Source organism: Paracoccus actinidiae, assembly GCF_030863885.1.
Taxonomy (GTDB): domain Bacteria; phylum Pseudomonadota; class Alphaproteobacteria; order Rhodobacterales; family Rhodobacteraceae; genus Paracoccus; species Paracoccus everestensis.
This window is the reverse complement of sequence record NZ_CP132956.1, coordinates 2,319,005-2,336,539: the sequence shown is the minus strand read 5'-3', so window position 1 is coordinate 2,336,539 and position 17,535 is coordinate 2,319,005. Positions and strand designations below refer to the sequence as shown.

Annotated in this window: 18 protein-coding genes; 13 read left to right on the top strand and 5 right to left on the bottom strand. The window is 66.5% G+C overall.

The annotated features are described in order from the left end of the window. Positions 1 to 64: 64 nt before the first annotated feature. The 10 genes from gmk to Q5701_RS11565 all read left to right on the top strand — a co-directional run bounded on the left by gmk (position 65) and on the right by Q5701_RS11565 (position 9,956). Complete coding sequence (gmk, locus tag Q5701_RS11610; RefSeq protein WP_306751144.1) at positions 65 to 694, top strand: guanylate kinase; 630 nt, start codon at positions 65 to 67, stop codon at positions 692 to 694. After that, a complete protein-coding gene (locus Q5701_RS11605) occupies positions 691 to 1,212 on the top strand; it encodes a gamma carbonic anhydrase family protein (RefSeq protein ID WP_306751143.1) in 522 nt (173 codons plus the stop codon). The genes gmk and Q5701_RS11605 overlap by 4 nt, the downstream gene beginning before the upstream one ends. Continuing rightward, positions 1,212 to 2,321: a sensor histidine kinase gene (locus Q5701_RS11600; RefSeq protein WP_306751142.1), complete on the top strand. Its 1,110-nt coding sequence runs from the start codon at positions 1,212 to 1,214 to the stop codon at positions 2,319 to 2,321. The genes Q5701_RS11605 and Q5701_RS11600 overlap by 1 nt, the downstream gene beginning before the upstream one ends. A gap of 70 nt (positions 2,322 to 2,391) precedes the next feature. After that, positions 2,392 to 3,147 carry a ribose-5-phosphate isomerase RpiA gene (gene rpiA, locus Q5701_RS11595; RefSeq protein ID WP_306751140.1) on the top strand — a complete coding sequence of 252 codons (756 nt, stop codon included), beginning with the start codon at positions 2,392 to 2,394 and terminating at the stop codon, positions 3,145 to 3,147. 3 nt (positions 3,148 to 3,150) lie between these two features. Beyond that, positions 3,151 to 4,548, top strand: coding sequence for a glutathione-disulfide reductase (gene gorA, locus Q5701_RS11590; RefSeq protein WP_306751138.1), 1,398 nt, complete (start codon positions 3,151 to 3,153; stop codon positions 4,546 to 4,548). A 105-nt stretch (positions 4,549 to 4,653) separates the two neighbouring features. Further along, on the top strand, positions 4,654 to 5,916 hold the full coding sequence (gene hflK / locus Q5701_RS11585; protein WP_306751137.1) for an FtsH protease activity modulator HflK: 1,263 nt from the start codon (positions 4,654 to 4,656) through the stop codon (positions 5,914 to 5,916). Further along, positions 5,916 to 7,175, top strand: a complete 1,260-nt coding sequence (gene hflC, locus Q5701_RS11580; protein WP_306751135.1) for an SPFH domain-containing protein — start codon at positions 5,916 to 5,918, stop codon at positions 7,173 to 7,175. The genes hflK and hflC overlap by 1 nt, the downstream gene beginning before the upstream one ends. A gap of 173 nt (positions 7,176 to 7,348) precedes the next feature. After that, positions 7,349 to 8,905 carry a Do family serine endopeptidase gene (locus tag Q5701_RS11575; RefSeq protein WP_306751134.1) on the top strand — a complete coding sequence of 519 codons (1,557 nt, stop codon included), beginning with the start codon at positions 7,349 to 7,351 and terminating at the stop codon, positions 8,903 to 8,905. 122 nt (positions 8,906 to 9,027) lie between these two features. Then, positions 9,028 to 9,564: a 2'-5' RNA ligase family protein gene (locus tag Q5701_RS11570; RefSeq protein ID WP_306751133.1), complete on the top strand. Its 537-nt coding sequence runs from the start codon at positions 9,028 to 9,030 to the stop codon at positions 9,562 to 9,564. Positions 9,565 to 9,632: 68 nt separating this feature from the next. Beyond that, on the top strand, positions 9,633 to 9,956 hold the full coding sequence (locus tag Q5701_RS11565) for a 2Fe-2S iron-sulfur cluster-binding protein (RefSeq protein ID WP_234853652.1): 324 nt from the start codon (positions 9,633 to 9,635) through the stop codon (positions 9,954 to 9,956). A gap of 4 nt (positions 9,957 to 9,960) precedes the next feature. On the opposite strand, the gene hisA is transcribed toward Q5701_RS11565, so the two are convergent. Further along, entirely contained in the window at positions 9,961 to 10,677 is a 717-nt protein-coding gene (gene hisA, locus Q5701_RS11560; protein ID WP_306751132.1) for a 1-(5-phosphoribosyl)-5-[(5-phosphoribosylamino)methylideneamino]imidazole-4-carboxamide isomerase, read from the bottom strand. Between the two features lie 137 nt (positions 10,678 to 10,814). Between hisA and Q5701_RS11555 the strand changes: the two genes are divergently transcribed. Then, positions 10,815 to 11,198 (top strand): DUF2147 domain-containing protein, encoded by a 384-nt coding sequence (locus Q5701_RS11555; protein WP_306751131.1) that lies wholly within the window; start codon positions 10,815 to 10,817, stop codon positions 11,196 to 11,198. A 117-nt stretch (positions 11,199 to 11,315) separates the two neighbouring features. On the opposite strand, the gene Q5701_RS11550 is transcribed toward Q5701_RS11555, so the two are convergent. From Q5701_RS11550 to choX, 4 genes are all read right to left on the bottom strand, one after another. Next, a complete protein-coding gene (locus Q5701_RS11550) occupies positions 11,316 to 12,479 on the bottom strand; it encodes an NAD-dependent epimerase/dehydratase family protein (protein ID WP_306751130.1) in 1,164 nt (387 codons plus the stop codon). A gap of 106 nt (positions 12,480 to 12,585) precedes the next feature. After that, positions 12,586 to 13,602 carry a choline ABC transporter ATP-binding protein gene (choV, locus tag Q5701_RS11545; protein ID WP_306751129.1) on the bottom strand — a complete coding sequence of 339 codons (1,017 nt, stop codon included), beginning with the start codon at positions 13,600 to 13,602 and terminating at the stop codon, positions 12,586 to 12,588. After that, a complete protein-coding gene (choW, locus tag Q5701_RS11540) occupies positions 13,599 to 14,447 on the bottom strand; it encodes a choline ABC transporter permease subunit (RefSeq protein ID WP_306751128.1) in 849 nt (282 codons plus the stop codon). The genes choV and choW overlap by 4 nt, the downstream gene beginning before the upstream one ends. Before the next feature lie 43 nt (positions 14,448 to 14,490). Beyond that, a complete protein-coding gene (gene choX, locus Q5701_RS11535; protein ID WP_306751127.1) occupies positions 14,491 to 15,432 on the bottom strand; it encodes a choline ABC transporter substrate-binding protein in 942 nt (313 codons plus the stop codon). 84 nt (positions 15,433 to 15,516) lie between these two features. Between choX and betI the strand changes: the two genes are divergently transcribed. Both betI and betB read left to right on the top strand, forming a co-directional pair. Beyond that, complete coding sequence (gene betI, locus Q5701_RS11530) at positions 15,517 to 16,083, top strand: choline-binding transcriptional repressor BetI (RefSeq protein WP_306751126.1); 567 nt, start codon at positions 15,517 to 15,519, stop codon at positions 16,081 to 16,083. Continuing rightward, a complete protein-coding gene (gene betB, locus Q5701_RS11525; RefSeq protein WP_306751125.1) occupies positions 16,080 to 17,525 on the top strand; it encodes a betaine-aldehyde dehydrogenase in 1,446 nt (481 codons plus the stop codon). Before betI ends, betB begins: the two co-directional genes overlap by 4 nt. Positions 17,526 to 17,535 lie beyond the last annotated feature (10 nt).

The following is a 17,535-nucleotide window of genomic DNA, read 5'->3' as shown; positions in this document are numbered from 1 at the left end:
CGGGGTCTTGACCGTCCCGCATCGCTGGTCCATCCCGCGCCCAAAGCCAAAAGAAAGACGCCCCATGGACAGAACCGGCCTGCTGATCATCCTGTCATCGCCTTCGGGCGCAGGGAAATCCACGCTGGCCCGGCGGCTGATGGATTGGGATCCCTCGCTGCGCTTTTCGGTATCCGCCACCACCCGTCCCCCCCGCGCGGGCGAGGTGGACGGGCAGCATTACGTCTTCACCTCGCCCGGGGCCTTTCACGAAATGGTCGAGCAGGGGCAGATGCTGGAATACGCCGAGGTGTTCGGGAACCTGTACGGCAGCCCCCGCGCGCCCGTCGAGGCCGCGATGCGCGACGGGCGCGACACGCTGTTCGACGTGGACTGGCAGGGCGGCCAGCAGATCCGCGCATCGGCCCTAGGCGGCCATGTCGTGTCGATCTTCGTTCTGCCGCCGTCCTTGCCGGAACTGGAACGCCGCCTGCGCGCACGTGGGCAGGACAGCGACGGGGTGATCGAGGGCCGGATGGCGAAAAGCCGGGCCGAGATCAGCCATTGGGCGGAATACGATTACGTCCTGGTCAACGACGATCTGGACCGGACCGAACACAACCTGCGCGCCATCCTGACCGCCGAACGCCTGCGCCGCGACCGGCAGGGGGGCCTGGGCCGCTTCGTCAAGGATCTGATGGAGGAACACGCATGATCTGGGAACTGGATGGCATCGCCCCGCAGCTTGCGGCGGATGCCTGGGTCGCGCCCGACGCGCAACTGATGGGCCGGGTCGTGCTGGAGGACGGCGCATCGGTCTGGTGGGGCGCGGTCCTGCGCGGCGATAACGAGGAAATCCGCGTAGGGCGGGGCAGCAACATCCAGGATCTCTGCGTCCTGCACACCGATCCCGGCTGTCCGCTGGTGATCGGCGCGGATTGCACCATCGGTCACCGCGCGATCCTGCACGGCTGCACCATCGGCGAGGGCGCCTTGATCGGCATGGGCGCGACGATCCTGAACGGCGCCCGGATCGGGGCAGGGGCTTTGATCGGCGCGGGCGCCCTGGTCGCCGAGAACAAGGAAATCCCGCCCGGCGCCTTGGTCATGGGCGCCCCCGGCAAGGTCGTGCGGGTGCTGGACGACGCGGCGCAGGCCGGCCTTCGCCAGTCCGCCGCACGATACCGCGCCAATGCCGCGCGCTTTCGCGCGGGCTTGCGGCAGGTCGGGTGATGCAGGACGGCCACCGCGGGGCCTCGGACCTGCTGGAGGGCGTGCCGGTCCCGATGCTGGCCGTCGATGACAAGGCCCGCACCATCGGTGCCAACCGGGCGGCCGTGGCCCTGTTCGGCGGCGGCGATCTGCTGAACCGGCCCTTTGTCACGGTGGTGCGCCATCCGGGCGTCCTCGCGGCGGTGGATTGGGTGCTGGATCCCGACCGCCATCCCGCCCCTGCGCCCGACCCCTCGGCGCTCCCGCCCATCGATGGCGTGGCACGGCTGAACGCGGCGATCGTGGCCGACGGGCGCGACATCGCGGCCGACATCACCGTGGCGCGGCTGCCTTCGCCCCTTGGGCGGGGGGCGACGATTGCGGTGATCGACCGCTCGGTGACCGAGGAAGCCGAGCAGATGCGCCGCGATTTCGTCGCCAATGTCAGCCACGAGCTGAAGACGCCGCTGACAGCGATGATCGGATTCATCGAAACCCTGCGCGGCCCGGCCCGCGACGATGCCCGCGCCCGAGACCGTTTCCTGGACATCATGGAACGCGAGGCCGCACGCATGAACCGCCTGGTCAGCGACCTTTTGTCCCTGAGCCGCGTCCAGGCCGAGGAACGGCGCCGTCCTTCGGGCCAGGTCGACCTGCCCCTGCTGCTGCGAGGCGTCTTGGCAACCATGGACCGTGCGGCCCAGGCGGCGGGCGTCACGGTGGAAACCCAGGGCCTTGGCGGCAGCCAGGTGGTGCCGGGCGATCCCGACCAGCTTGTCCAGATCTTCCAGAACCTGATCGAGAACGCCTTGAAATACGGGGGCTACGGCGGGTATCTTGGCGTCGTCATGCGCCGCATCGACCACGAACCCCTTCTGCGCGGCCCGGCCTGGGCCGTCGAGATCCGGGACCGGGGCGAGGGGATCGAGGGGATGCACCTGCCGCGCCTGACCGAACGCTTTTACCGGGTCGATACGCACCGGTCCCGTGCGCAGGGCGGAACCGGGCTTGGCCTGGCCATCGTCAAGCATATCGTCAACCGCCACCGCGGCCGCCTGCGCATCGACAGCACGCGCGGCCAGGGCAGCACGTTCACGGTGATCCTGCCCGAAAGCGCCAGCCGGGGCTGAGGGTTTTGCCGGTGGCGGGCAGCACGCCGCTGGCCTATAACCTTTGCAACGCTTTGGACCGGAGGCTGCCATGACCCAGAACCCTCAACCCGATCCCGCCAAGCTGGCCGCCGCCCGTGCCGCGGTGGCCCTGGTCCGGGACGGCATGAAGCTGGGCCTGGGCACCGGATCGACCGCCAGCGTCATGGTGCGCGAACTGGCCGCGCGCGCGGGGGCCGAGGGGCTGTCGCTGCGCTGCGCCGCCACCTCGAAGGCGACCTGCGACCTGGCGGAAAGCCTGGGGCTGACCATCGAAAGCCTGGACCAGATAGGCTGGCTGGACATGACCATCGACGGCGCCGACGAGGTCGATCCCGACCTGCACCTGATCAAGGGCGGCGGCGGCGCGCATCTGCGCGAAAAGATCGTCGCCGCGGCCAGCCACCGGATGGTGGTGATCGCCGATCCTGCCAAGGTGGTAGAGCAACTGGGCGTCTTTCCCCTGCCGGTCGAGGTGGTGCAGTTCGGGTTCGAAACCACCCGCACCCTGGTCCGCCGCGCCCTTGGCGATCTGGACCTGGCCGAGCGCGACGTGCTGCATCGCCTGAAGGGCAGCGATCCCTGGGTCACGGACGAGGGCAACTGGATCCTGGATCTGCATCTGGGCGCGATCCCCGACCCGGTCGCCCTGGCCCGCGCCTTGTCGGCCATTCCGGGGGTCGTGGAACACGGCCTGTTCCTGGGGATGTGCCACCTGGCCATCATCGGCAAGCCGGACGGCACGGTTGTCCGCCTGGACCGCAATGCCGATATAGACGCCGACATGCTGGCCGGCGAAGGAGATTGAACCGTGACTTTCGACTTTGACCTGTTCGTGATCGGCGGCGGCTCGGGCGGCGTTCGGGCGGCGCGGATCGCGGCGGGCGAACATGGCGCGCGCGTGGCCCTGGCCGAGGAAAGCCGCATGGGGGGCACCTGTGTCATTCGCGGCTGCGTGCCGAAAAAGCTGATGATCTTCGCGTCCCAGGCCGGGCTGATGGCCGAGGAGATGCGCGGCTATGGCTGGGAAGGCGCCCAGGCGGGGCGGTTTGACTGGCCGGTGTTCAGGCACAAGCTGGATGCCGAACTGACCCGGCTGGAACTGATCTATACCGCGAACCTGGAAAAATCCGGGGTTCAGATCTTCCACCAGCGGGCCACCATCGTCGACGACCACACCGTCGCCCTGGCGGATGGGACGCAAAAGACGGCCAAGCACATCCTGATCGCCGTGGGCGGGCGTCCCGTGCTGCCGGGTATTCCCGGCGAGGAACTGGGCCTGATCTCGGACGACCTGTTCCTGCTGGACAGCCTGCCGCGCCGGGTGCTTGTGGTGGGCGGCGGTTATATCGCCTGTGAATTCGCGACCATTCTTGCGGGCCTGGGTTGCGAAACGGTGCAGGTCTATCGCGGCGATGCGGTGCTGCGCGGGTTCGACCGGCAGGTGCGCGATCTGGCGACCCTGCAGCTTAGCGAAGTGGGCATCGACCTGCGGTTGAACCTTAACCCGACCGGGTTGGAACGCGAAGGCGACCGGACCCGCGTGACCTTTACCGACAACAGCCGCGACGATTTCGACGCGGTGTTCTGGGCGACCGGGCGCGATGCCTATACCGGCGGCCTGGGGCTGGACAAGACCGGCGTCCACCTGAGGCCCAATGGGGCGATTCAGGTGGACGAATGGTCCCAGACCTCGGTCCCCTCGATCTTTGCCGTGGGCGACGTGACCGACCGGGTGAACCTGACCCCCGTGGCGATCCGCGAAGGCCATGCCTTTGCCGACACCGTTTTCGGCGGCCGGGCGCGCAAGGTCGCCCATTCCAATATCGCCAGCGCCGTTTATCTGCGCCCGCACGAGGCCGCATCCATCGGCCTGACCGAGGAACAGGCCAGCGCGCGGGGCGACGTGGATGTCTATGCCACCACCTTCCGCCCGATGCGGTCGATGTTCGCGGGCAGCAATGCTAAGATCATGATGAAGCTGCTGGTCGATCCCGAAACCGACCTTGTGTTGGGATGTCACATCTTCGGTCCCGACGCGGGCGAGATGATCCAGCTTGCCGCGATCCCCATCACCATGGGCGCGACCAAGGCCGATTTCGACGCGACCATGGCGGTCCATCCCACTGCTGCCGAGGAACTGGTGACGATGCGCCAGCCTGCGCGGCAGCACCGGCTGGCGGTTCCTGCACGGGCTGCAACCGCCTGACAATTGCGACAGATGGGCGCGGGCGGGGGTTGTCCGGGTTGACATTTCCCCCCATGGCACCAGTTTTCAAGCAACGGAATTCCGAAGAAGAAAGAAGGACCACTGATGGCAAGTCATGGCCCATGGGGCGGCGGAAACGGCGGAGGAGATGACGAGGATCGCGACAAGCGTCCCACGAACCGCCCCTGGGGACAGCAGCAACCGCCGAAAGGGCCGCAGCGCCCCGGCGGTCCGCAGCAGATGCCCGAGATCGAGGAACTGATGAAGAAGGGCCAGGAACGTCTGCGCGTGCTGATGGGCGGGCGCGGCAGCGGCCCTGGGCCGAACGGCGGCGGTCCGCGTCGGCCCCAGGCGCCGGGATTCCAGTTGAACCGGTCCACCCTGACCATCGGCGGGCTGATCCTGCTGGCCTTGTGGGCCTTTGCCAGCTTCTATCGCGTGCAGACCAACGAACGCAGCGTCGAGTTCCTGTTCGGCCGTGCCGTGGCCGTGGGAACCGAAGGCCTGAACTTTGCGCCCTGGCCGGTCGTCACCGCCGAGGTCATTCCCGTCACCAACGAACGCGTGACGGAAATCGGCACCGGGCGTCAGGGCGAAATGGACAACGGGCTGATGCTGACGCGCGACCAGAACATCGTGGACATGGAATACCAGGTCGTTTGGAACATCTCTGACCCCGAGAAATTCCTGTTCAACCTGGCCGATCCGGCCGACACCATGCGCGCCGTGGCCGAATCCTCGATGCGCGACATCATCGCGCGCAGCGAACTGGCGCCGATCCTGAACCGCGATCGGGGCACCATCGCCAACGACCTGCAAACCTCGGTCCAGGAAACGCTGGACGCCTACCAGTCGGGGATCAACGTGGTCCGCGTCAACCTTGACCGCGCAGACCCGCCCGCCGAGGTGATCGACGCCTTCCGCGAGGTGCAGGCCGCCCAGCAGGAACGCGACCGGCTGGAAAAAGAGGCTGACGCCTATGCCAACCGCGTGCTGGCACAAGCGCGCGGTGATGCCGCCCAAGCCCTGGAACAGGCCGAGGCTTACCGCGCCCAAGCCGTCAACACCGCCCAGGGTGAAGCCGCGCGGTTCAATTCGATCTACGAGGAATATGTGAAGGCGCCCGAGGTGACCCGCCGCCGGATGTATCTGGAAACCATGGAGAATGTTCTGGGTGGCGTGGACAAGGTGATCCTGGGCGACGGGGTCGAGGGGCAGGGATCGGGCGTCGTGCCCTATCTGCCGCTGGACCAGTTGCGCCGCAGTGACCCGGGCCAAGGCCAAGGTCAGCGCCAAGGCCAAGGCCAGAACCAGTCCCAAGGTCAGAACCAGGTTCAGGGCAACACCAATATCGGGGGGACCAACTGATGGCCGCCGCTCGCAGAATAACGGCCGCGACGCTGGCCATTCCCGCCCTGATCGCGGTGGCCGTGCTGGTCGCCTCGTCCCTGTTCATCGTGGACGAACGCGAACAAGGCCTGGTCCTGCGCCTGGGCCGCGTGGTCGATGTCAAGGAAGACCCGGGCCTGGGCTTCAAGGTGCCGTTCCTGGACAATGTCGAGAAATACGACAGCCGCATCCTGGGCCTGCCGACCGTCCCGCTGGAGGTCACGCCGCTGGATGACCGCCGCCTGATCGTGGACGCATTCGCCCGCTGGCGCATCACCGATGTGGTCCGCTTCCGCCAGGCCGTTGGCGCGGGCGGGATCCAAGGGGCGCAGGGCCGTCTGGAACCCATCGTGCGCAACGCCATCCGCGAGGTTCTGGGCACGGTCCCGTCGACCAGCGTCCTGTCTGACGACCGGACCGCGTTGATGAACCAGATCCGGGACGAGGCGCGCAACAACTCGGAAGGGCTGGGGGTCGAGATCATCGACGTGCGCCTGACCCGCACCGACCTGCCCGAGCAGAACCTGAACGCGACCTATGCCCGGATGCGCGCCGAACGCCAGCGCGAAGCCGCGGACGAGATCGCACGGGGTGGCGAGGCCGCGCAGCGCGTTCGCGCCGCCGCCGACCGGACCGTCACGGAACTGACCTCGGAGGCGCAAAAGCGGGCCGAGATCGCCCGAGGCGAGGCCGATGCGCAGCGTAACGCCATCTATGCCGACGCCTTTGGCCGCGACCCGGAGTTCTTTGCCTTCACGCGGTCGATGACATCCTATGAGCGCGCGATCCGGGGTGAAAACAGTACCATGGTGTTGCAGCCGGACGGTGAGTTCTTCAGCTATCTGCGCGACGACGGATCCAGCCGCGCGAACCCTTCGCCCACGCCGGTGCCTGCGGGCAATTCGGCAGGCGCGGCCCTGGCCCCCGATGCCCCCGAGGAGGAGGAAGGCCTGGTCACGCCTACCGTAACCGACCGTGACGGCAACCGCCTTGGCGAAAGCGCAGGCGTTACCCTGACCCCCGTGCCGGAAATGCTGACCACGCCGCCGCAGGAAACCGAAGGCGTGGTGGCCCCTGCCACGCAGGGCGAGGACACTGCCGCGCCTGCAGCGCCGCAGTCGGATGACCTTTCGCCCGCGGCAGATGAGACGGCGGCAGAGCCGGCGTCCGAAGGAACAGCCGAGCCGGCGCCTGACCAAGGCGACGGGGCCGACCAGGCCGCGCCGGTGCAGGAATAAGAAACGAAAAAGGGCGGATGGCAGACCATCCGCCCTTTCTGCAATAAAAATCACGATCAGTTCACTGTCCGAGAGCGTGGTTTATTTGCAACGCCGCCCTATTTCTTCTTCATATCACCGGCGGTCCCCGGCCCCTGTCAGGACCGAAGCACGCGAAAGATGAGGACATCCGCATGAAGACGCTTTCTCCTCGGCACCTTCTGACCGCCTCGGCACTGGCCTTGACCGTCGGGCTTGGCTTTGCGGCCGCGCAGGACGCGCAGCCCGATATCTCGCCCGAGGCCAGCCAGCAGGCGCAAGAGGCGGCGAAGAACAATGAACCTTTGTCGGCGCCGGAAACGGCCTCGTCGCAGGTCATGCCCGACAGCTTTGCCGATCTGGTCCAGCAGGTCGCCCCTGCCGTGGTCAACATCACCACCACCGCCGTCGTGGCCCAGCCCACCGGCGGCGAGGGCGGCCCGATGCTTCCCGAGGGCAGCCCCTTTTCCGACCTGTTCCGCGACTTCGGCTTTCCCGGAGCGCCGGGGCAGGAAGGTCGGGGCGGTCCCCGTATGCCCCAGCGGTCCAACGCGCTCGGGTCAGGGTTCGTGATTTCGGCTGATGGCTTCATCGTCACCAACAACCACGTCATCGAAGGCGCGGACGAGATCGAGATCGAGTTCTATTCCGGCGAAACCCTGCCCGCCGAAGTGGTCGGCACCGATCCCAACACCGATGTGGCCGTGCTGAAGGTCGAAAGCCCCGATCCGCTGCCCTTTGTGGAATTCGGCGATTCGGACGAGGCCCGCGTGGGCGACTGGGTGCTGGCGCTTGGCAACCCGCTGGGCCAGGGCTTTTCGGCCAGTTCGGGAATCGTGTCGGCCCGCAACCGCGAATTGTCGGGAACCTATGACGATTACCTGCAAACCGACGCGGCCATCAACCGGGGCAATTCCGGCGGCCCGCTGTTCAATCTCAAGGGCGAGGTCGTGGGCGTGAACACCGCGATCCTGTCGCCCAATGGCGGATCCATCGGCATCGGCTTTTCGATGGCGTCCAACGTTGTGTCCACCGTGGTCGATCAGCTTCGTGAATTCGGGGAAACCCGTCGTGGTTGGCTGGGTGTCAAGATCCAGGACGTGACCCCCGACATGGCCGAGGCGCTTGGCCTGGCCGCTGAATCGGGCGCCATGGTCACGGATGTTCCCGAAGGCCCCGCGAAAGAGGCCGGGATGCGTGCGGGCGACGTGATCACCAACTTTGCCGGGTCCGAGGTCGCCGATACGCGCGGCCTGGTCCGCCGCGTGGCCGAGGCGCCTGCCGGGGAACCGGTGGATGTCGTGGTGCAGCGGACCGACGGTCCGGTCACGCTGTCCGTGACGCTGGGTCGCCGCGAAACCGCCGAAGGCACCGGAGAGACGCCTGGCGGTTCGGACAACAGTCCCCGCCAGCAGAACGTCCTGGGAATGTCGCTGTCCGTTCTGACCCCGGAAATGGCCGCGGACATGGGCCTGCCGAACGATGCGCAGGGCTTGCTGGTGCAAGAGGTCGATCCGGCCAGCGAAGCCGCCGAAAAGGGCCTAGCCCCCGGCGACATCATCACCGAGGCGGGCCAGCAACCCGTTGCATCGGTGGGCGACCTGAACGCCCGCATCGACGAGGCGCGCGAGGCGGGCCGCAAGTCGCTGCTGGTCCTGGTGCGCCGCGACGGAGAGCCGCGCTTCGTGGCCCTGCCGGTCGACAAAGGCTGAGGGCACAAGCCTGGGGGCGATCCTGCCAGGCATGACGGCAATGGGCGGTTCGCAGGCGCGGGCCGCCCCTTTTCATGGCAGCGCATGAAGTTGCAAATGCGTAGAACGAAGGGATTCGGCTGATGACGGACGACCCGCCTCTGATCGTGACGGTCCGGTTCGACGATGCCAGCTTTGCCCATTTCCAGGCTATGCGGCAGCGGCATTTCCCGCCCGCGCGCAACCACATTCCCGCGCATCTGACGTTGTTCCATCACCTTCCGGGGGCACGCATCGGCTGGATCGCGCAGGAACTGGACCGGGTGGCCCGCACCACGCCAGTCCTGACAGGCCGGGTGACGGGCCTGCGCCATCTTGGCAAGGGCGTGGCCTATAATCTCGATTGCCCCGAACTCGAACGGATGCGGGCGGCGCTGTCGGGCGTCTTTGCCGATGTGCTGACCCCGCAGGACCGCCAGCGGATCAGGCCTCATGTGACGATCCAGAACAAGGTCGCCCCACCCCAGGCCCGCAGGCTGTTCGACGACCTTGGCGCCGGGTTTCAGCCCTTTGCGTTCAAGGCCACCGGGTTCCTGTTGTGGCATTATCGCGGCGGGCCATGGGACAGGGCGGGCCAGTTCCTGTTTGACGGCCCCGCCGATGGGTTCGGCACCGCCTGACGGGCCACGCCCCTTTTCATTGCGGGACCGATGGCCTATCTGCCCCCTGCACAGCAAAGGACACAGCCATGGCCCGCATCACCTATATCGAGCATAACGGAACCCGCCACGAGGTTGACGTGAAGCCCGGCATGACGGTGATGGAAGGCGCGCGCGACAATGGCGTGCCGGGCATCGACGCCGATTGCGGCGGTGCCTGCGCCTGTTCGACCTGCCATGTTTATGTGGATCCGGCCTGGATCGACCAGCTTCCCCCCCGCGATCCGATGGAGGAGGATATGCTGGACTTTGCCTATCAGCCCGACCCGGAACGGTCCCGGCTGACCTGCCAGATCAAGGTGACGGACGCCCTGGACGGGCTGGTCGTGCAGATGCCCGAACGCCAGATCTGACCGGCTATTTCAGCAGCGCCAAGGCCTGGCCAAGGTCGATCGCCCCATCGTAAAGCGCCCGGCCAGAAATCGCCCCGGCGATCACCTGCGTTTGCGCCAAGGCCCGCAGGTCGTCCAGCGACGACACTCCGCCGGATGCGATGACCGGAATGTTGACCGCCCGGGCCAGTGCTTCCGTCGCGGCGATGTTCGGGCCGCCCATGGCGCCGTCGCGGTCGATGTCGGTATAGATGATGGCGGCGACGCCCGCGTCTTCGAACTGCCGCGCCAGGTCGGTGGCCATGACATTTGTCTCGGTCGCCCAGCCACGGGTCGCGACGCGGCCCCCGCGTGCGTCAATGCCGACCGCGATCTGGCCGGGAAAGGCCGTCGCAGCCTGACGAACAAGGTCCGGGTCTTCCACCGCGACCGTTCCCAGGATCACGCGCGACAGGCCCTTGGACAGCCAGTTTTCGATCATCGCCATGTCTCGGATGCCGCCGCCAAGCTGGGCGGGGATTTGGGTGGCGGCCAGGATCGCTTCGACCGCCGCCGCATTGACCGGACGGCCTGCAAAGGCACCATTCAGGTCCACCAGGTGCAGCCATTCCGCGCCCGCATCCTGGAAGGCCCGCGCCTGCGCTGCCGGGTCGGTGCCGAAGACGGTCGCCGCCTCCATTTTCCCGCGCAGCAGGCGGACGCAGTTGCCGTCCTTCAGGTCGATGGCTGGATAGAGGATCATGGCGCGTCTCCGGGCATTGCAGTCGCGCATCCTTTGCCACGGGGGCGAACGGAACGGAAGGGTGCCGCGACCTCACGTCATGCTTGCCAGACTTGTGGCGCCTGCGCAGCATCCCGCCATCACGAGGAGGGAACCCCATGCGCCACATCATCGCCGCCGCCATTCTTGCCCTGGCGGGCACTGCTGCAACAGCCGACCCGATCGAGGGCATCTGGCAGACCCAGCCGGACGAGGGCGCTTTCGCCCATGTCACGATCGCCCCCTGCGGCGGAGCCTTTTGCGGTACGATCACCCGCGCCTTCAAGGACCAGGCCGAATACCGGTCGCCCAATGTCGGGCGCCAGATCGTCATCGACATGGCCCCGCAGGGCGGCGGGAATTATGCCGGCAAGGTTTGGCGCCCGGCCAACGACAAGATCTACAACGGCAAGGCCAGCGTCCAGGGCGACCGGATGAGCCTGTCGGGCTGCGTCGCGGGCGGGCTGATCTGCAAGAGCCAGACCTGGGCGCGGGTGCAGTAGGACGCGCGGTCGAACCCGTATTCCTGTGCCTGCCGGGTTGCCTTCAAGGGTAGCCTTGACCAGGATTGATGGACCAGACGCCGCGCCGCCGCAGTTCGGGCGCGGCGGCATCCACCCTCAGGCCGTGCGCCATTGCGACACGCAGGGAATCTTCTCCCGGTCGCAGCGGTCGGCGTATTTGCGGGCGATTTCCTGCACCTCGGCCAGCAACCCGTTCTCGAGCTTGATGGGATCGAGGCCAAGGCCCAGGAAGCGGTCGTTGGCGACGTGCAGGTCGTTTTCGTCCGCCTCGTTGCGGGGGTTCTTGAGGAACGCGACCTCGACCCCGGTCTGGTCGGCGATCATCCGGGCCAAGTCGCGGACGCGGTGGGTTTCGGTCATCTGGTTCAGGATATTGACCCGGTCGCCGCGCGCGGGCGGGTTCGTCAGGGCCAGCTCGATGCAGCGGCAGGTGTCCTGGATGTGGATGAAGGCACGCGTTTGCCCCCCCGTGCCATGCACCGTCAGCGGATAGCCGATCGCCGCCTGCATCAGGAATCGGTTCAGCACCGTGCCATAATCGCCGTCGTAATCGAAGCGGTTGATCAGCCGGTCGTCCAGGCGCGTTTCTTCGGTCTGGGTGCCCCAGACGATGCCCTGGTGCAGGTCGGTGATCCGCACGCCGTCGTTCTTGTTATAGTAAAAGAAGAACAGCTGATCCTGGGTCTTGGTCATGTGATAGATCGATCCCGGATTGGCGGGATACAGGATTTCCTGCCGATGGGGACCGTTCTCGGTCTCGACCAGGACGTCCAAATAGCCTTCGGGGATCTTCATCCCGGCCGTGCCGTAACCATAGACGCCCATCGTGCCCAGGTGGACCAGGTGGATGTCCTGGCCGCTTTCGACGATGGCCGCCAGCACGTCGTTGGTAGAGTTCAGGTTGTTGTTGACGGTGTAACGCTTGTGCCAGCTGGATTTCATCGAATAGGGCGCGGCGCGCTGTTCGGCGAAATGGATCACCGCGTCGGGCTGTTCGTCGCGCAGCAGGGTCAGCAGGCGATGGTAATGCTTGCCCACCGTGAAGTTCTCGACCCGGATGGTGTGGTTGGTCAGTTCGTGCCAGGCGCGGACGCGTTCGCCCAAGGGGCGGATCGGGGTCAGGCTGCTGACTTCCAGTTCCACGTCGATCTTGCGGCGCGACAGGTTGTCCACGATCACCACGTCATGGCCGCGCGCCGAAAGATGCAGCGCCGTCGGCCAGCCGCAGAAACCGTCTCCGCCCAGAACGATGATCTTCATGAATCTGCCTTTATAGGACCGCGTTTCGGCGCCTTTTAAAGGGGCAATCTCGCGGATGCCAGTGCCGCCATGCCGGTGACACGGGACCGTCGCAATCGGCCGCCTGTCAGCCCCGCGGGTCGATCAGACGGGCCAGCACCGCGTCGCGGGTGATGCAGCCGCCGCCCTGGACGGGCAGGGCGGTGCGGTCGGACAGCAACCCCATCACCTGGCGCACGGGCATATCGCGGGGGACGGGATCGCCCGGCGCATCGCCCGGCTGAACCACGTCGGCGGCCGTCAGCACCCCCAGCGGGTTCATGTGGGCCACGAAATCGGCGACATAGGCGCTGACCGGGTTGGCGATGATTTCCCGGGCGGTGCCGATCTGGACGATGCGCCCGCCCTCCATCAGGGCGATGCGGTTGCCCAGCTTGAAGGCCTCGTCCAGGTCGTGGCTGACGAAGATGATGGTGCGGCGGGTCTTGGCCTGCAGTTCCAGCAACTCGTCCTGCAAGCGGGCGCGAATCAGCGGGTCCAGGGCGCTGAAGGGTTCGTCCATCAGCAGGATCGGCGCCTGGGTCGCAAAGGCGCGGGCCAGGCCCACGCGCTGCTGCATCCCGCCCGACAGATCGCCCACCTTGCGTTCCGCCCATTCGGCCAGGCCCACGGTTTCCAGCTGGTGATCGACCTGGGCGCGGCGTTCCGCGACAGGCATCCCCGCCAGTTCCAGCCCCAGGCCCACGTTTTCACGCACGCTGCGCCAAGGCAGCAGGCCGAATTGCTGGAACACCATGGCGACATGGCGCAGGCGGATATCGCGCAGCGCCCGCCGCCCAGCCCCGCTGACCGAAATCATGCCATTGCCGTCCCACACCCGCACCTCGCCCCGACAGACATGGTTCAACGCATTGACCGCGCGCAGCAGCGTGGATTTGCCGGAACCGGACAGACCCATCAAAACCAGGATCTCGCCCTGGCGCACGTTCAGGGAACAGTCGTGGACCCCCAGGACCTGACCCGTGGCGGTGCGGATCTCGCCGCGTTCCTTGCCCTGGTCCATCAGGGGCAGGGCTGTTTCAGGCCGGTCGCCAAAGACGATGCTGACTCTGTCGAATTCCACGGCATTGAGGTGGTTGTTCATTTCCGGCCCTCCATCCGGAGCATCCGGTCCAGCAGGATTGCCACGACCACGATCACGAAGCCTGATTCAAACCCCAGCGAGGTGTTGACGCTGTTCAGCGCCCGCACGACCGGCACCCCCAGTCCCGACGCACCGACAAGCGCGGCGATCACGACCATGGACAGCGACAGCATGATCGTCTGGTTCAGCCCGGCCATGATTTGCGGCAGCGCGCTTGGCAGTTCGACCTTCCACAACAACTGGCGCGGCGTGGCGCCAAAGGCCGTCGCGGCCTCGACCAGGGCAGGCGGGGTGGATGCGATGCCAAGCTGCGTCAGCCGGATCGGGGCGGGCAACACGAAGATCACGGTCGCCAACAGGCCCGGCACCATGCCGATGCCGAAAAAGACGATCGCGGGGATCAGGTAAACGAAGGTCGGCAGGGTCTGCATCAGATCCAGCACCGGCCGCATCCAGGCATAAAGCCGGGGGCGGTGCGCCGCGGCAATCCCCACCGGCACGCCCAACGCCATGCAGACAAGGCAGGCCGCCAGCACCAGGGTCAGGGACTGCATCATCTCGTCCCAGTATCCTTGGTTCAGGACGAACAGCAGGCCCGCCACGACCAGCAGGCAGGTCTTCCAACTGCGCTGCAAGGCCCAGGTCAGCGTTGCGGCCAGCAGGATGAACAGCAGCGGATGCGGGGCTTCTAGCCCGGCAAGGATGCCGCCAATCAGCCATTCCAACACCCCTGCTATCGTGTTGAACAGCCCCGCGGCATTGGCGTTCAGCCAGTCGAAGATCGCCTTGGCAGTGCGTCCCACGGGAATTTTGTTGTCCGTCACCCAAGCCGTCAACTGCTCCATGCGCGGTTCCTTGCTGAATTGGAAAAGCGGGCGGGCCGGGGGGTCAGCCGGACAGCGCCTCGGTCAGGGCGGATGCCGCATCGTTGCCGTCGAATGTCGTCACGCCGTCCAGCCACGGCATTGCGGCATCGGGATTGGCCGTCAGCCATTCCTTGGCGGCGTCCATCGGATCCTGCCCGTCGTTCAGGATCATGCCCATGACCTCGTTTTCCATGGTCAGGGTGAATTCCAGGTTTTGCAGGAACTTGCCCACATTCGGGCATTCCGCGACATAGCCGTGGCGGGTGTTGGTCCGAACCTCGGCCCCGCCCAGGTCGGGACCGAAAACCTCGTCCCCGCCGGTCAGATAGGTCATGGCGAACTGGGCGTTCATCGGATGGGGTTCCCAACCCAGAAAGACCACCGGCTGGCTTGCCGCATCGGCGCGCGCGACCTGGGACAGCATCCCCTGTTCGCTGGATTCCACCACCTCGAAGGTGCCCAGGCCGAACTTGTCCTCGGCCACCATCTCCAGCAGCAGGCGGTTGCCGTCATTGCCCGGTTCGATGCCATAGATCTGGCCTGACAAGGCGTCCTTGTGTTCCGCGATCTTGCTGAAATCGGTAATGCCCAGATCAGCGCCCGCCTTGTTCGTGGCCAGCGTGTATTTCGCGCCCGTCAGGTTGGTGCGTACCGTGTCCACGGTTCCCGCGTCGCGATAGGGGGCAATGTCTGCCTCCATCGTGGGCATCCAGTTGCCCAGGAAGATGTCCACGTCATCGGTGGACAGCGCCGTATAGGTGACGGGCACCGACAGCAGCTTGGTTTCCGTTTCATAGCCCAGGGCCTGCAACACGGTCGAGGCAAGCGCGGTCGTGGCGGTGATATCGGTCCAGCCCACATCGGACAGGACGACCTGGCGGCAATCGTCCGGCTCTGCCGCGAAGACGGGTCCGGCAAGCGCGGCGCCGATCACCACGGAAAGGGTCAGGCTTTTGCGGATCATGCGAGGCTCCCTGTTCTTGATTGGTCGCTCAATTAAAGTTACACAGGCTTCGAATAGCAACAGTTTCTTTGAACAGGTGCCACATTGCCCAAGATTGGGGCCGAGCCTATCCGAAAAGCCGCGTTAATCAACGCCACGATCTTCGAGATCGGGCGGGCGGGGTCGCTGGATGTCACCGTGGCGCAGATCGCCCGGCGCGCAGGCATGTCGCCCGCCCTGGCGCATCATTACTTTGGCTCCAAGGAGCAAATCTTCCTGTCCGCAATGCGTTACATCCTGCGGGTCTATGGCCGGTCGGTCGCCGAACGCCTGCCGGGGCATGGGGTGCGGGGGCGGCTGAACGCCATCGTCGGGGCCAGTTTCGCTCCCCAGAATTTCCAGCGCGAAACCGTCAGCGCCTGGATCAATTTCTATGCATTGGCCCTGATCAACCCCGAGGCCGGGCGCCTTTTGCGTGTGTATCACCGCCGGTTGCGGTCGAATCTGGTGCTGGCGCTGCGGCCCCTGACCAAGGATCCGGCGCGGGTGGCCGACACCGTGGGCGCCCTGATCGACGGGGTTTACCTGCGCGCGGTCCTGACCCCCGGCGGGATCGAGGCCGAGGCCGCCGAAAAGATGATCTTCGATTACCTGGACGAGGCCCTGTCGTGACCCATAATGCCCAACCTTCGGCCAGCCTGTTCCTCGACGGCCGCTTTGTCGAAGGAGAGGGCGCGGCGCTGCCCGTCCTCTACCCCTATACGGGCGAGGAAATCGCGTCCCTGCGCGAGGCTTCGGCGAATCAGGTGGCCCTGGCCTGCCAGTCTGCCGCCCGCGCGCAGCCCGAATGGGCGGCGATGACGCCCGCTGACCGGGGCCGCGTGCTGTCCCGCGCCGCCGCCATCATCCGCGACCGCAACGAGGAGCTTTCCCGGCTGGAAACCCTGGATACCGGCAAGCCGATCCAGGAAACGCTTGTGGCCGACTGGGCATCCGGTGCCGCCGCCCTGGAATATTTCGGCGGCCTGGCTGCAACCGTGACCGGCCAGATGATCCCGCTGGGCCGCGACTGGGCCTATACCCGGCGCGAACCCTTGGGGGTCTGCGCGGGCATCGGCGCCTGGAACTATCCCAGCCAGATCGCCTGCTGGAAGGCCGCGCCCGCCTTGGCGATGGGCAACGCGATGGTCTTCAAGCCTTCCGAGGAAACGCCGCTGGGCGCCCTGAAACTGGCCGAGATCTTGGTCGAGGCCGGTGCCCCGCCCGGCATCTTCAACGTCGTCCAAGGGCGCGGGCAGGTCGGTGCCGCGCTTGTCACCGATCCCCGTGTCGCCAAGGTGTCGCTGACCGGCTCCGTGCCCACCGGCCGCCGCGTTTATGCCGCCGCCGCCGAGGGGATGCGCCATGTCACCATGGAACTTGGAGGCAAGTCGCCCCTGATCGTCTTTGACGACGCCAGCCTTGACGATGCCGTGGGTGCGGCGATCCTGGCGAACTTCTATTCCTCGGGCCAGATCTGTTCCAACGGCACGCGGGTGTTCCTGCAACGGGGGATCGCCGCGCGGTTCCTGGACCGGCTGGCCGAACGGCTGGCGCAGGTCCGCATCGGCGACCCGCTGGACCCCGACACGCAGTTCGGCCCGATCATCAACGCCACGCAGGCGGGCAAGATCCGCGCGGCCATCGCAGCGGGCCGGGATGCAGGCGCACGGCTGGTCTGCGGCGGCGCGGGAGAGGGGGCGTTCATCCCGCCCACCGTCTTTGCCGACGCCACCGACGCCATGGCGATCACCAGCGATGAGATCTTCGGCCCGGTGATGACCACCCTGACCTTCACGGATGAGGCCGAGGCCGTGGCCCGCGCCAACGCCACCGGCTTTGGCCTTGCGGCAGGCGTGTTCACACAGGACATCACCCGCGCGCATCGCGTCGTCGCCGCGCTGGAGGCAGGCACCTGCTGGATCAACGCCTATAACCTGACGCCGGTGGAAATGCCCTTCGGCGGCGTCAAGATGTCGGGCCTGGGCCGCGAGAACGGCACCGCCGCGATCGAGCACTATTCGCAACTCAAGACCGTCTATGTCGGCATGGGCGCCGTCGAGGCGCCATATTAAGGGGGACCAG

Bases quoted from the DNA above. Each gene is read 5' to 3' on its own strand.
- Q5701_RS11555 (WP_306751131.1), top strand. From the start codon at position 10,815: ATGCGCCACATCATCGCCGCCGCCATTCTTGCCCTGGCGGGCACTGCT.
- Q5701_RS11605 (WP_306751143.1), top strand. From the start codon at position 691: ATGATCTGGGAACTGGATGGCATCGCCCCGCAGCTTGCGGCGGATGCC.
- hflC (WP_306751135.1), top strand. From the start codon at position 5,916: ATGGCCGCCGCTCGCAGAATAACGGCCGCGACGCTGGCCATTCCCGCC.
- hisA (WP_306751132.1), bottom strand. From the start codon at position 10,677: ATGATCCTCTATCCAGCCATCGACCTGAAGGACGGCAACTGCGTCCGC.
- Q5701_RS11600 (WP_306751142.1), top strand. From the start codon at position 1,212: ATGCAGGACGGCCACCGCGGGGCCTCGGACCTGCTGGAGGGCGTGCCG.
- choV (WP_306751129.1), bottom strand. From the start codon at position 13,602: ATGAACAACCACCTCAATGCCGTGGAATTCGACAGAGTCAGCATCGTC.
- choX (WP_306751127.1), bottom strand. From the start codon at position 15,432: ATGATCCGCAAAAGCCTGACCCTTTCCGTGGTGATCGGCGCCGCGCTT.
- Q5701_RS11550 (WP_306751130.1), bottom strand. From the start codon at position 12,479: ATGAAGATCATCGTTCTGGGCGGAGACGGTTTCTGCGGCTGGCCGACG.
- rpiA (WP_306751140.1), top strand. From the start codon at position 2,392: ATGACCCAGAACCCTCAACCCGATCCCGCCAAGCTGGCCGCCGCCCGT.
- Q5701_RS11575 (WP_306751134.1), top strand. From the start codon at position 7,349: ATGAAGACGCTTTCTCCTCGGCACCTTCTGACCGCCTCGGCACTGGCC.
- Q5701_RS11565 (WP_234853652.1), top strand. From the start codon at position 9,633: ATGGCCCGCATCACCTATATCGAGCATAACGGAACCCGCCACGAGGTT.
- hflK (WP_306751137.1), top strand. From the start codon at position 4,654: ATGGCAAGTCATGGCCCATGGGGCGGCGGAAACGGCGGAGGAGATGAC.
- choW (WP_306751128.1), bottom strand. From the start codon at position 14,447: ATGGAGCAGTTGACGGCTTGGGTGACGGACAACAAAATTCCCGTGGGA.
- Q5701_RS11570 (WP_306751133.1), top strand. From the start codon at position 9,028: ATGACGGACGACCCGCCTCTGATCGTGACGGTCCGGTTCGACGATGCC.
- gmk (WP_306751144.1), top strand. From the start codon at position 65: ATGGACAGAACCGGCCTGCTGATCATCCTGTCATCGCCTTCGGGCGCA.